At 58.7% G+C, this 12,421-nt stretch carries 14 protein-coding genes; all 14 read right to left on the bottom strand.

Annotated elements, in window-relative coordinates; all coding sequences use genetic code 11:
- Positions 1-9 precede the first annotated feature (9 nt).
- On the bottom strand, positions 10-1,215 hold the full coding sequence (locus tag OLX72_RS00525) for a DegT/DnrJ/EryC1/StrS family aminotransferase (protein ID WP_433989530.1): 1,206 nt from the start codon (positions 1,213-1,215) through the stop codon (positions 10-12).
- A gap of 141 nt (positions 1,216-1,356) precedes the next feature.
- Positions 1,357-2,661, bottom strand: coding sequence for an NAD(P)/FAD-dependent oxidoreductase (locus tag OLX72_RS00520; protein ID WP_114869354.1), 1,305 nt, complete (start codon positions 2,659-2,661; stop codon positions 1,357-1,359).
- A 107-nt stretch (positions 2,662-2,768) separates the two neighbouring features.
- Positions 2,769-4,127, bottom strand: coding sequence for a glutamine synthetase family protein (locus tag OLX72_RS00515; RefSeq protein ID WP_114869355.1), 1,359 nt, complete (start codon positions 4,125-4,127; stop codon positions 2,769-2,771).
- Positions 4,124-4,807, bottom strand: a complete 684-nt coding sequence (locus tag OLX72_RS00510; protein WP_433989529.1) for a type 1 glutamine amidotransferase — start codon at positions 4,805-4,807, stop codon at positions 4,124-4,126. Before OLX72_RS00510 ends, OLX72_RS00515 begins: the two co-directional genes overlap by 4 nt.
- 61 nt (positions 4,808-4,868) lie before the next feature.
- Positions 4,869-6,188 (bottom strand): glutamine synthetase family protein, encoded by a 1,320-nt coding sequence (locus tag OLX72_RS00505; RefSeq protein ID WP_114869357.1) that lies wholly within the window; start codon positions 6,186-6,188, stop codon positions 4,869-4,871.
- 98 nt (positions 6,189-6,286) lie between these two features.
- Positions 6,287-7,093, bottom strand: a complete 807-nt coding sequence (locus OLX72_RS00500) for an ABC transporter permease (protein WP_114869358.1) — start codon at positions 7,091-7,093, stop codon at positions 6,287-6,289.
- A complete protein-coding gene (locus OLX72_RS00495) occupies positions 7,090-7,977 on the bottom strand; it encodes an ABC transporter permease (RefSeq protein ID WP_433989528.1) in 888 nt (295 codons plus the stop codon). Before OLX72_RS00495 ends, OLX72_RS00500 begins: the two co-directional genes overlap by 4 nt.
- 51 nt (positions 7,978-8,028) lie before the next feature.
- Positions 8,029-8,751 carry a transporter substrate-binding domain-containing protein gene (locus OLX72_RS00490; RefSeq protein ID WP_114869360.1) on the bottom strand — a complete coding sequence of 241 codons (723 nt, stop codon included), beginning with the start codon at positions 8,749-8,751 and terminating at the stop codon, positions 8,029-8,031.
- 38 nt (positions 8,752-8,789) lie between these two features.
- Positions 8,790-9,578 carry an ABC transporter ATP-binding protein gene (locus tag OLX72_RS00485; protein WP_114872134.1) on the bottom strand — a complete coding sequence of 263 codons (789 nt, stop codon included), beginning with the start codon at positions 9,576-9,578 and terminating at the stop codon, positions 8,790-8,792.
- 154 nt (positions 9,579-9,732) lie between these two features.
- Positions 9,733-10,473 (bottom strand): phosphate/phosphite/phosphonate ABC transporter substrate-binding protein, encoded by a 741-nt coding sequence (locus OLX72_RS00480; RefSeq protein ID WP_114869361.1) that lies wholly within the window; start codon positions 10,471-10,473, stop codon positions 9,733-9,735.
- The gene (locus OLX72_RS00475) at positions 10,470-10,910 is read right to left on the bottom strand and encodes a TerB family tellurite resistance protein (protein WP_114869362.1); all 441 of its coding nucleotides are present in this window, start codon (positions 10,908-10,910) and stop codon (positions 10,470-10,472) included. The genes OLX72_RS00480 and OLX72_RS00475 overlap by 4 nt, the downstream gene beginning before the upstream one ends.
- 7 nt (positions 10,911-10,917) lie before the next feature.
- Positions 10,918-11,364, bottom strand: a complete 447-nt coding sequence (locus OLX72_RS00470) for a TerB family tellurite resistance protein (protein ID WP_114869363.1) — start codon at positions 11,362-11,364, stop codon at positions 10,918-10,920.
- A 38-nt stretch (positions 11,365-11,402) separates the two neighbouring features.
- Complete coding sequence (locus tag OLX72_RS00465) at positions 11,403-12,095, bottom strand: hypothetical protein (RefSeq protein WP_114869364.1); 693 nt, start codon at positions 12,093-12,095, stop codon at positions 11,403-11,405.
- 18 nt (positions 12,096-12,113) lie between these two features.
- Complete coding sequence (locus OLX72_RS00460; protein ID WP_114869365.1) at positions 12,114-12,407, bottom strand: DUF1330 domain-containing protein; 294 nt, start codon at positions 12,405-12,407, stop codon at positions 12,114-12,116.
- Positions 12,408-12,421 lie beyond the last annotated feature (14 nt).

Here is a 12,421-nt window from a genome sequence, read left to right as displayed (position 1 = left end):
GCAGGCCTTTCAGGTGCCATAGGCGCGCACCGACCCCAACACTGGCCCCATGGTTTCGGTAATTGCGTTCAGCAGGACGCCGGCAATCGCGTCCAGATCGCCTTGCCGCAATTGAACCGGCAGGCGCACATCACAGGCCCGCATCAACATGGAGCGGGTCTGCGGCAAATCCGGCAGATCCGCGACAAACTGCCAGTTCCAGAATGCGCGCGCGTTGTCTGCCGACAGGCCAAACACCTGCACCTTGACCCCGTTTGCCCCTGCGATCTGCACGAAATGGCGCACTTCGTCATCCGACAAACCCGACAAATTGAACTGGATCGAATCCGGCGCGCGGTTTTCCGGGGGCAGGGCATCAGGCACCTGCATCCACTTTGATGTGTTCAACTGTGCGGCCACGTAATCATGGTTGCGCCGCCCGTCGCGCACACGGCGCGGCAACTCGGCCAGTTGCGGGCGAATGATTGCAGCGCTCAGGTTGTTCAGGCGCAGGTTATAAAGCGGCAATTTGTTCTGCCAGCGCGCAAAGGCCTCCTGCAGAACCGGATGTTTCTGCCAGTTATGTTCGTAAGCACCCGACATGATGATGGCGCGCGCGACAAGATCGGCATCATCCGTGATCAGAATTCCGCCTTCACCGGCGTTGATCATCTTGTAGGATTGAAACGAAAAACACCCGACGCGCCCCAGCGTTCCGATGTTGCGCCCGTTCCATGTGGTGCCCAGCGAATGGGCGGCATCCTCGATCACCGGAACTCCGGCTTTCTCACACAGCGCCAGAATGGCATCCATATCCGACGTGTGCCCGCGCATATGGCTGATGATCACGGCGCTGATGTCATCCCCCAGACGCTGTTCAAAATCGGCCAGGTCAATACGATAATCCGTGCCCACCTCGCACAACACCGGAATGCAATCGGCGTGCAGAACCGAAGACGGCACCGCGGCAAATGTGAACCCGGGGATCAGCACGCGCGCATCCCGCGGCAGACCCAACGCCTTGAGAGACAGGAACAGCGCCGCAGAACACGATGATACCGCCAGCGCAAACCGGCTGCCCATCATTTGCGCAAATTCCGCTTCCAGCAGCGCCACCGGCGCATCGGCATCGGCCGTATAGCGAAAAAGATCGCCCGTTTTCAGCAACCGGTCAATTTCGGCGCGGGCAGTTTCAGGGATCGGTTCGGCGGAATGGGTGTCGGGAAGAGGGGGCATATTCAGCTTTCCTTAATTCTACCTTTCAAAATAATAAAACAATGTAGCGGGCGTGCAAAGCAAAAACTGCCCGTTCGCCTTGCATCGGCGAAACCGGACTGGCCTTGATTTCAGGTAATGTGCGGCTTTGCGCTGACCGGCTCAGAGGCCCATGCGGTCGCGCATGGCATACCATGTCATCGCCAGTACCAGCAGCGGCGAGCGCATCATCGATCCGCCCGGAAAGGACGGTGTCGGAACCTTCGACATGACATCAAATCCGCTGGCCTGCCCCTGAATGGCCAGCGCCATCAGTTGCCCCGCATGGGTGGCCGTGCCAACGCCGTGGCCGGAATAACCCGACGCCGACAGGATATTGGGGGCAACCCGCGCCACGTAGGGCAGGCGCTTCATCGTAATGGCCAGCGTTCCGCCCCATGTATAATCGAATTTCACGTCTTTCAGATGCGGAAACACGATAGACATCGGTTTGCGCACCACCGCGCCGATATCCTGTGGAAAACGGTAGCCATAGGTTTCGCCACCGCCGAACAACAACCGCTTGTCATGGGACAGACGGAAATAATTGACCACAAAGCGGCTGTCGGCCACCGCCACATCCCGCGTCAGAACCTGCGCGGCATCGTCGCCCAGGGGTTCGGTGGCTGCGATGAAATTGTTGATCGGCATCACCCGAGCCGCCACTTTGCGGTTCAGATTTCCCATATATCCGTTACAGGCCAGAACCACGTGATCGGCAACCACGCGGCCCTTGTCGGTGTGTACGATGGGTTTGGTCCCTTCGGTGATGTTATGCACATGGCTCAACTCATGAATGCGAGCACCTGCTTTTGCCGCCGCCTGTGCCAGACCCAGCACAAAATTCAGCGGATGCAGATGCCCCGCCCCCATGTCCAGCGTACCGCCCTTGTAATCGGGCGACGGGCACAGCGCATGGCACGCCGCTTCGTCCAGCGGTTCGATTTCGTCATAGCCGTAATCGCGTTGCAGCTTTTCGGCGTAGCGATGCGCGTGCTCCACATCCGCCGCGCTGGATGCGGTGTGCGCCACACCCGGTTTCAGATGGCAGTCGATCTTGTGCTTTTTCACCAGCGCCTTGACCAGTGCCTTTGCCTCTTCTCCCATGCGCCACAGACTGGCCGCATCATCCTTGCCCACCAGACGTTCCAGACCGTCCTGTTCCATGCGCTGGCCGCTGCCCAGTTGGCCGCCATTGCGCCCGGACGCGCCAAACCCGGCGCGGTGTGCTTCGACAACCACAACGTCCAGACCCGCCTCGACCAGATGAAGCGCCGCCGACAATCCGGTATACCCTGCGCCGACCACACACACATCTGCCCGGGTTTCGCCCCGAAGCGGCGCAAAAGGCGGCAGCGCATTTGCTGTCGCGGCATACCAGCTGTCGGGATATGTCCCTGTTTTGTCATTTGAATACAAAAGGTTCATGCTACAGCTCCGCTCTGGCGCCGGGGGAACAGCGCCTTGCCTTCATTCGTCCGGAAATACTCACCTGCTCCCGCCGCGCGTCTTGCGGCACCGGTGCCGGTTGGATTTTAGACGTTGATCAACAGGTGCTCGCGTTCCCACGGTGAAATCACCTGAAGAAATTCCTGATACTCGGCCCGCTTCACGATCGAGTAGACCCGCGCGAAATCCGGGTGCAGCACATCGTGCAGATCCTTGGCCTCGTCAAACAGATCCAGCGCGTCGCCCAATACGCTTGGGATATCGCCTTCGCCCTCATACGCGTCGCCCTTGTATTGCTTGTCGGGCCATTCTTCGTTGATCAGACCAAGATAGCCGCAGGCCAGCGATGCGGCGATGCCCAGATAGGGATTGCAGTCCATTCCGGCCAGACGGTTTTCAACGCGGCGTGCCTCCGGCCCCGAAAGCGGAATACGAATGCCCGTAGTGCGGTTGTCGCGGCCCCATTCCAGATTGATCGGCGCGGCGTGTTCGCGCACATAGCGCCGATAGCTGTTCACATAAGGCGCCATCACGGCGATGGCCGACGGCATGTGGTTCTGCAATCCAGCGATAAAGTTGAAAAATGCGTCTGTCTCTCCGCCTTGCGGGCCGGAAAACAGGTTCTTGCCGGTTTCAATATCGATGATCGAATGGTGGATGTGCATCGCGCTGCCCGGTTCATCGGCAATCGGTTTGGCCATGAACGTGGCGAAACAATCGTGGCGCAACGCCGCCTCGCGGATCAGGCGTTTGAAATAGAACACCTCGTCCGCCAGTTTGATCGGATCGCCGTGGCGCAGGTTGATCTCAAGCTGGCCAGCGCCACCTTCCTGCGTGATACCGTCAATCTCAAGCCCCTGCGCTTCGGCGAAATCATAGATGTCATCGATCACGGCGCCGAACTCATCGACCGCAGTCATCGAATAAGCCTGACGGGCGGCGGCGGGCCGGCCCGATCTGCCCATCATCGGTTTGATTTCCTGTGCAGGATCAATGTTGCGCGCCACCAGATAGAATTCCATTTCGGGGGCAACGACCGGTTCCCAGCCTTTGGCACGATAAAGATCAACCACACGCTTGAGCACATTGCGCGGCGCGTAAGGCACGCGTTTGTCCTTGCGATCAAAGGCGTCGTGGATCACCTGCAACGTCCAGTCGCCGGTCCATGGTGCCGCCGAAGCCGTGCTCAGGTCCGGTTTCAGGATCATGTCGCGTTCGATAAATCCCTCTTCACCCGCGGCTTCGCCCCAATCGCCCGTAATGGTCTGATAAAAGATGCTGTCGGGCAGGTGAAAATATTTCTGGTAGGCAAATTTGGTGGCCGGCATGGCCTTGCCCCGCGCGATACCGGGCAAGTCCGAGATAATGCATTCCACTTCGTCCAGACGGCGCCCCTCCAGAAAGGTGCGGGCGGCCTCGGGCAGCTTATCGGTCCAGTCGGTCATCTTGTTCTCTCTTTTTTGAAAAACGCGGCCATCTGGGCTGCGATGTCGGCGCTGGCGGTGGGCCTGTCCAACTTGGTGCTTGCTTCGGCCATGATCTCGTCGGGCACGATGCCTTTGCCGCGCCCTTTCATCAGCCCGTCCAGAAATTCAGCCGTGAATTCGGGATGGGGTTGGATCGACCATATCTTATCGCCGTAAACCAGAGCGGCGTTTTCGCAGAAATCCGTGCGCGCAATCACCTCTGCGCCCTCGGGAACCTTGACCACCTGATCCTGATGCCAGGCGTTCAGCGGTACCTTGTGGCCGTCAAAATCATATTCGGTATAGCCGACAGACCAGCCACCGGAATATTTTTCAACCTTGCCACCCAAAGCCTGCGCAATGATCTGGTGCCCGAAACAGACACCGACCAACGGGCGGCCATCCGCATAGATATCGCGCACGAACTCTTCCAGTTTCGGGATCCACGGGTGATCTTCGTAAGCGCCATAGCGCGATCCGCTGATCAGCCAGCCGTCGCAGTCGGTGACGGCATCGGGAAACACGCCATCCACGACGGGATAGGCCTGAAAGTCAAACCCGTACCCCGCCAGTAGGTTGGGATACAGAACATCATAATCACCCAGCTTGTGGATCAGGTCGTCAGGCGTGTGCCCCGCCTGTAGAATGCCGATTTTCATAGGTCACCAATAATTTGATCAAATTCAGAATAGCGGAGCCTTCTTCAGCGGGCAAGAGGGATTAAACGCGCTCCAGCGTCGCCAGCCAGTGCTCTTCGGATGGCAGTTCGGCCATGCGTTTGATTTCCTGCCGTTTGGTCATCACAAGGTTTTCGATCAGTTGTGGATGAAAGATACCGGCAATGATCGGATCGGTTTCAAAAAGACTGACAGCGCTTTCCCAGTCCGACGCAAGCTGCGGCAGACCCGGAACATCATAGGCATTTCCGGTGACCGGGTCAGGGGGTGTCAGTTCGGCCTCGATCCCCTGCATGGCCGCACCCAGAACAACGGCCAGCATCAGATAGGGGTTGATATCGCCGCCCGCGACCCGGTGTTCAATGCGCCGCGCCGATGCGCTGCCGCTTGGGATACGGATCGCAGCCGTGCGGTTTTCATAGGCCCAGGCTGCCGCCGTCGGGGCATGTGCGCCAGGAACCAGACGATCATATGAATTGCTGTGGGGGGCAAAGATCAGGGTCGATGCGGGCATCGCCGCCAGACAACCGGCCACCGCATGGCGCAAGATCTGGCTGCCCTCGGGGCCACCATTGCTGAACACGTTTTGCCCGTCACCATCGACCACGGAAAAATGCACATGCATTCCATTGCCGGCATCTTCGGGATAGGGTTTGGCCATAAAGGTGGCGGAATAGCCATGTTTGCGGGCCATTCCGCGCACCAGTGTCTTGAAAAGCCACGCATCATCCGCGGCGTGCATGGCGTTCTGGTGGTTCAGTGTCACCTCGAATTGGCCCATGCCGGATTCCGAAATCGAGGTCTGCGCAGGAATTTCCATGGCGTCGCAGGCGTTATAGAGATCGGTAAAGAAATCATCGAACGCATCCAGCTGCGCCACGGACAAGATTGCAGAACTGGTGAGCGGGCGGCCCGACACCGGACTGCTGGGCGCCTGCGGTCTGTCGCCGGAATCATCGATCAGGGTGAATTCCATTTCCGTTGCCGCCATGACAGACCAGCCGCGCGCGGTGTATTTGGCGACAATGCGCGCCAGCGCGTTACGCGGATCGCCTTCGAACGGAACGCCGGGGGCTGTTTCCATCGCCATCGGCACCAGCGCGCTGGGGTTGGACAACCATGGCATCGGAACCGCGCCCCGGTCTGTCGGGCGCAGAATGCCGTCGGCATCGCCTGTCGCAAAAACCAGCGGGCTGTCTTCGATGTCGGCCCCCCAAAGATCGACATTCAGCACCGACAGCGGCATGCGCACGACACCGGTGTCCAGTTTGCGAGCGTAACTTGCGGGCACACGTTTGCCCCGCATCTGACCGTTCAGGTCGCTGGCCGCGACACGAAAGGTCGAATAACTTTTCAAATCCATTAAACGACGTCCATTCCCATTTTTTTGCTCAAATACTCACGCATCGCGGTAAATGTCTATGGGGATGCAATCGGCACAGCGCTGCCAGGGCGCGCGATTCAGCGAATGACGTTCACTTTCAGCTTTAGTTTCTGGCGCACATTTGACGGCAGGTGCCGGTTGAGATGCTTGTTCGCCAGTCCGAACAAGCCGACGATGCACAAGGTCAGCAGGATGAAAAAACCGGCCAGAATAGGGTAGGGCACAAACGGGTTGAACGTCTTGTCGGCAAAGTAGCTGGCATAATAAAGCGCATCGCCGCGTTGCTGCCATGCCGGAAATCCGCTGAAGTAGACAAGGGTCGTGGCGTGAAACAGGAAAATCGCCTCGTTCGTGTAGGCAGGCCATGCCAGCCGCAGCATCGTCGGCCAGATGATACGGCGAAACCGCGACCAACCCGACAGCCCATAGGCATCCGCAGCTTCGATATCGCCCTTGGGGATCGAACGCAGCGCGCCGTAAAAGATTTCACCGGTATAGGCGGCGGTGTTCAGGAAAAGCACGATCAGCGCCCCCAGCCAAGCGGCCGTAAACGGATCAAAGATCGGGTTCACGCCTTTCAGGCTGAGAAACAGGAAATACGCAAAGAAGAACTGGATGAACAGCGGCGATCCGCGGAACACGAAGATGAACCATTCCGCAGGTTTGCGCAGCCATTTGTTGCCCGATCCTTTGGCGACGGCCAGCGCCGTGGCCAGGAAAAAGCCGGTCAGCAACGCCAGAACGCCGAAATACACGTTCCAGATCATGCCCGATCCGATCAGGGTCACCTGTTCGCAAATCGTGAAATTGTCACGCGGCAGCAACCGTTCGCCAATACCGATAGAGCGCAGCGCGTAATCCTGAAAGGTTTGCCAGCAACTCATGACGTAGCCGCCTTGCGTTGCGCTTCACCGCCGGCGGTGGCCTGGCCATGGGTCAGTTTCAACATCAGCCGTTCCAGAACAATTTCCGAAACGCGGGTAAAGGCGAGGTAGAACACCAGCAAAAACAGGAAATACCACATCCGCCAATCCCCATGAGGATACGCGGTGAACTTGCTGGTCTTGGTGCCGCCCAGTTCACGGGCCCAATAGACAATATCTTCAATCCCCAGCAGGAACAGCAGCGGCGTTGCCTTGATCAGCACCATCCACAGATTGCTGAGGCCGGGCAGGGCATAGACCCACATTTGCGGCACCAGAACGCGCCAGAATGTCTGGCGGTGCGACATGCCGTAAGCCTCGGCTGTTTCAAGCTGGGCGTGGGGAACGGCACGCATGCCCCCGAACAGGACGTTGGCGGCAAAAGCGCCGAACACGATGGCAAAGGTAATCACCGCCAGCGAAAAGCCGTATGTCTCGTGTACCCATTGCGGTGCGGTGCTCAGCGGCAGTTTCGCGGACTGGCAGACGATGAAATCACTGCCCTGGCGGATCGGCTGATCCCAGTCGGGGCACATGACCTTGTGCCGCAGGAATTCAAAGGCCTGATCCAGCGCAATGACGAAAAACAGGAAAAAGGCGATGTCGGGCACACCGCGCACCAGCGCGATATAGGTTTTCCCGAACCAGCGCAGCGGCGCAATGCGCGACCGTGCGGCCATGGCCCCCAGAAAGCCAAAGCCAAGAGCCACAGGTGCCGTGATGGCCAGCAGCAACAGCACTTTGAAAAAAGCGATGTAAAACGACATGTGCACGCCAGTCGTCAGATAGCAGGACAACCACCTGAAGGTGCCCAGCGTGTCCGGATCGGTGCAATATGAAAACATGTCGGGTGCCAAAACGACAGGCCTGCTAAGCGCGGGCCTGTCTGTTTCCTATCAATAGGTTGCGGTGCCTTCACCGAACCATTTGATCAGCAGTTCGTTCAACGAACCGTCCTCTTTCATCGAGGTGATCGCAGCGTCGAACTTGTCGCGCAGTTCATTGTCGCTTTCGCGCAGGCCCATGCCAACACCACCACCCAGCGGAACATTGGGGCCGACAAACATCAGCTCGCCATTGGATTCTTCAACCAGCGGCGCCAGATAGTCGCGGTCTGCAAAAACGGCATCCGCTTCGCCGTTGCGCACGGCGGCAACGGTTTCTTCGGGTGTTGCGAACTCAACCAGCGTTGCACCGCTTTCCGCGATGTAACCGGCCTGAATGGTCGCGGTTTGTGCGGCAACCACTGCGGACGTTACATCAAGTCCCTCGGCTGCGCCGACATAGGCCGAATCGGTGGGCGGAAAGTAATCTTGCGTAAAGTCGATGACTTCATCGCGTTCGTCCGTGATGCTCATCCCGGCGATGATCGTGTCATAGTTGCCGGACACCAGGTTGGGAATGATCGAATCCCAGTCGTTCTTGACCCACTCGCAGGTCAGACCGGCGCGCTTGCACAACTCGTCGCCCACTTCACGCTCGAACCCGTCAACTTCGCCTGCGTCATTGATGAAGTTATACGGAGGGTAGGCACCTTCTGTGCCCATGCGCACCGTATCTGCCATCGCGAATGTTGCGGACAAGGCGAATGCCGCAGTTCCAAGTATCAGTTTTTTCATTGGTTTTTCTCCCACTTTGATTTTTTTGGTCGTTCTTTTTACGCTGCAACGGTTGCCGAAAGAAACCCTTGCAATCGTTCTGATTTGGGCGCGCCGAACAGTGTGGCGGGTGGCCCTTGTTCTTCGATCAGGCCCTGATGCAGGAACACAACGTGATCCGATACATCGGCGGACAGTTTCATATCATGCGTCACGATCAGCATCGTGCGCCCTTCGTTGGCCAGATCCTTGATCACGCGCACAACTTCCTGTTCCAGTTCCGGATCCAGTGCCGATGTCGGTTCGTCAAACAACAGCGCTTCGGGTTCCATGCACAGGGCGCGGGCGATTGCGGCCCGCTGCTGCTGGCCACCCGACAACTGGGCCGGAAACACATCGCATTTGTCGCCGATGCCGACCTTGTCCAGATATCCGCGTGCCGCGTTTTCCACTTCGCCACGCTCGCGGCCCAGAACGGTACAGGGCGCTTCCATCACGTTTTGCAGCACCGTCATGTGCGACCACAGATTGAACTGCTGGAACACCATGGACAGGTTCGTGCGGATGCGCAGAACCTGTTTGGGGTCCGCAGGTCGGCGGTTGTGGCCATTGCCGCGCCACAACACCGGTTCGCCTTTGAAAAGAATTTCGCCCTGCTGGCTGTCTTCCAGAAGATTGGCACAGCGCAGCAATGTCGACTTGCCAGATCCCGAAGACCCGATCAACGATACCACATCCCCGCGATGCGCAAGGATATCGACACCTTTCAGAACTTCCAGATGGCCATAGCTTTTGTGCAGCCCTTTGATTTCTATCACAGGTGTTGGATCGGTATCGGTGTCGGACAAAGGCAGGCCAATCTTGTTATGCGGCGATTGCAGGGTAATAGGGATGAAAAATCGCGCCAATGCAACGTCCAAAACGGACGATTTGATGCCGAAAGGTGCAAAGTGACCGGAGGGAAGCCCGAAATGCCCGTCAAAAAGGCATCAGGATGCGGCATCAGGCGGGTGGCGGGGGCGGCGTTGCGACGGCCAGATAGGTATCCTGCGGAATAACAACCAGACCTTGCAGGTGCAGGGCCGCGCGGTCGGCCTCTGACAGCATGGCGATCGCCTGTTCCACCGCGGTGCGTATGTGAACCGGATCATTGGCAAGGGACGTGATATAGGGCAGCCCCGGTGTCGGATCCGTACGCTCGACCTCGCGCAGGTGGCTGGCCCATGGTTCACATTCACAGATCAATGCCCATGTCAGCGCATCGATTGCGGCGATATCCGCATTGTTGTCGGCCACAGCCTTTGCCGATGCGATATGTGCGCCGGTTGGAATATAGGCCCCGAAAACCGTGCCGGTTTTGGCGGCGTGGGTCGCAGGCGCGGCCCAGCCCGATTGCGACACTGCTTCGTTATAGGCGAACCGCTGGCCGGAGAAATCGGCCATCGTGTCGCCCGGTGCATCGGCGCGGGCCACCAGCACCGAATTGTAATATCCCGGCGGACAACCCGGCAGGCCGTAATCGGGGGTGCCAACAAGATGCACATGCCCGTGCAGAGCGGTGCGGTAGGGCATGCCGCAGGTCTGCGCAAACACCATGCCCGGATCGCGCCAGATATCCCAGAAATCCCGCGACCGCTCTAACGTGTCGGGACCGGTATTCAGACAAGAACGGATCGTGGCCCAGAACCTGTTATTCGCGGCCTGAAGATGGGGCAGGTCATACATGCCCAACATGGCCGTCATGATGGTGTATCGACCCGCTGGCGCGCCATCGCGCTGTCACGGTCATTGATGCCCAGCAGATTTGCCACCAGGCGCAACAATGCATCTTCATGATCGTCCCGCACGCCATCGGCCAGTACCACCCGCCACATCGCCTCGACCACGGCCAGACGGTCGGGATAGGGCACGGCATCCTTGATGGCGCGGGTAAAACGCACTGTATCCGGTGCTTCGGTTTCCAGCGTTTCTGCGGCGGTACGCAGCGCGACAGTTGCGTCCTGATCCAGCCCGTAGCGCGCTGCAATGATGCGATCTATGTTGGCCACCTCGGCGGGCGCATAGTGCCCGTCCGTGCGTGCCACCCGCACCAGCAAAGCGGTCAGTGCCAACCGTGCATCGTCATCGGGCAGAGTGGCCGGTTCCGGCTGAGTCAGCCGTTTCAAGAATTCTCCGAACATGTCTTGCTTATCCTGTTTCTGCGTCGCGCAGTGCGGTCAGTTTGGCCGCGTCGCTGTCCTGCGCGGTAATACCTAATGTCGTTTCGATCAGGTGCAATGTTTGTTCCTCTGCATCATCGCGTTCCCCGTCGGCCAGAACGACATCCCACAACGCCGCAACAATCTGCAACCGGTCCTGATAAGGCACTTCCTGCCGGATCAGGCGGGCGAACTCGTCGGTGCCGGGGGCGTGTTTTTCCAGTTTTTCGCAGGTAGCGCGCAGCCGCGCGGCCTCGATCGGTTTCAGGGCATAGCTTTGGCCCAGAATGCGATCGATCTGGCCGATCTCGGCAGCGGTATAGACGCCATCGGCCATGGCGACGCGCACCAAGAGCGCCCCCAGCGCCAGACGGGCATCCGGTTCCGGCAATGGGGCCGGTGTGGCGGGCGGGCGGTTGAAAATCCGGTTCAGCATGAAAACAGGTTACCCGATCCAGCCTTGCAGGCAAGAGTTCACCCCGCATCCCGCAGCGGATAATGCAGGGCGCCCATTTGGGGGGGCTGTTCAAACCGCAAATTATCAAGGGCCAGCCCCTGCGGGTCTGCGTTTGTCAGAACAAATCCGGCGATATCGGCCACGCCATCCGAACGCACGAAGCCGAAACCGTGTTCACCGACAGGGCTGATCTGCATATCCTGAATGATACTGCCGTCGCGGCGCAGGAATTGCAGGGTTGCAACACCGTCCTCGCCACCGCGCAATTCAAAGGATAGTGCCGCCTGATCGCGATCAAACAGCACCGAGATCGCGCCTTCGCCCTGGGCATCGCGCTTGGGATATCGTGCGGGGCCGAACCCGTTCAACACATTGGTGCCCGACATTCGGGTGATCGAAAGGGTTTCACCCGGCCCGCCACTGATCGCCACCAGCGGGGCCAGCGGCACGCCGGTGATATGATCAAACATTCCCAGCGCATCGCGCGACTGGCCGGCAAACCGCTCTCCGAACTGAACGCCGGTGGTGACCAGCACGTCATCCACCAGACGGCCCGGTCCGAAACTGCTGGGCATGTCGTCAAATGTCACGATCTGCGTCAGCGCCAAAGAGTCCGGATCGACGAGGCAAATCGCCTGTTCGCACGCCAGCGCCATGCGCGGCAAAACCGCAAGAAAAACACTGAAAAGGCCAAACCGAAAACCTGTCATGGCCTATGTTAGCACGACTTAGCTGTCGTAGCCTTCAATAATAACAAGATCACCGGTCGAAACCGGATCACGCAGGCCTTTGGCAGTTTGATATTCATCTGAATGATAGCATTCCAAAGCCGCATCATAGCTTGGAAACTCGATCACGACTGTGCGCTCCCGGGTTTCGCCTTCCGCTTCGATGCGGGTGCCGCCCCGCACCAGAAAGCGTGCGCCATATTTCGCAAGCGGTATCGCGTTGGCCGCGATATAGGCCTTGTATGCTTCAAAATCATGCACATCGACATGTGCTATCCAATAGCCCTTTGGCATCGTTTCGCTTCGGT

Source organism: Sulfitobacter sp. TBRI5, from assembly GCF_051013555.1.
GTDB lineage: Bacteria > Pseudomonadota > Alphaproteobacteria > Rhodobacterales > Rhodobacteraceae > JL08.
The sequence above is the reverse complement of the archived record's forward strand: the minus strand, read 5'-3'. Positions and strand labels throughout refer to the sequence as shown.

Coding starts and splice junctions, on each gene's coding strand:
- OLX72_RS00490 (WP_114869360.1), bottom strand. CDS start 8,751: ATGAAAAAACTGATACTTGGAACTGCGGCATTCGCCTTGTCCGCAACA.
- OLX72_RS00495 (WP_433989528.1), bottom strand. CDS start 7,977: ATGTTTTCATATTGCACCGATCCGGACACGCTGGGCACCTTCAGGTGG.
- OLX72_RS00465 (WP_114869364.1), bottom strand. CDS start 12,095: ATGACAGGTTTTCGGTTTGGCCTTTTCAGTGTTTTTCTTGCGGTTTTG.
- OLX72_RS00480 (WP_114869361.1), bottom strand. CDS start 10,473: ATGACGGCCATGTTGGGCATGTATGACCTGCCCCATCTTCAGGCCGCG.
- OLX72_RS00520 (WP_114869354.1), bottom strand. CDS start 2,661: ATGAACCTTTTGTATTCAAATGACAAAACAGGGACATATCCCGACAGC.
- OLX72_RS00500 (WP_114869358.1), bottom strand. CDS start 7,093: ATGAGTTGCTGGCAAACCTTTCAGGATTACGCGCTGCGCTCTATCGGT.
- OLX72_RS00510 (WP_433989529.1), bottom strand. CDS start 4,807: ATGAAAATCGGCATTCTACAGGCGGGGCACACGCCTGACGACCTGATC.
- OLX72_RS00515 (WP_114869355.1), bottom strand. CDS start 4,127: ATGACCGACTGGACCGATAAGCTGCCCGAGGCCGCCCGCACCTTTCTG.
- OLX72_RS00470 (WP_114869363.1), bottom strand. CDS start 11,364: ATGCTGAACCGGATTTTCAACCGCCCGCCCGCCACACCGGCCCCATTG.
- OLX72_RS00460 (WP_114869365.1), bottom strand. CDS start 12,407: ATGCCAAAGGGCTATTGGATAGCACATGTCGATGTGCATGATTTTGAA.
- OLX72_RS00475 (WP_114869362.1), bottom strand. CDS start 10,910: ATGTTCGGAGAATTCTTGAAACGGCTGACTCAGCCGGAACCGGCCACT.
- OLX72_RS00505 (WP_114869357.1), bottom strand. CDS start 6,188: ATGGATTTGAAAAGTTATTCGACCTTTCGTGTCGCGGCCAGCGACCTG.
- OLX72_RS00525 (WP_433989530.1), bottom strand. CDS start 1,215: ATGCCCCCTCTTCCCGACACCCATTCCGCCGAACCGATCCCTGAAACT.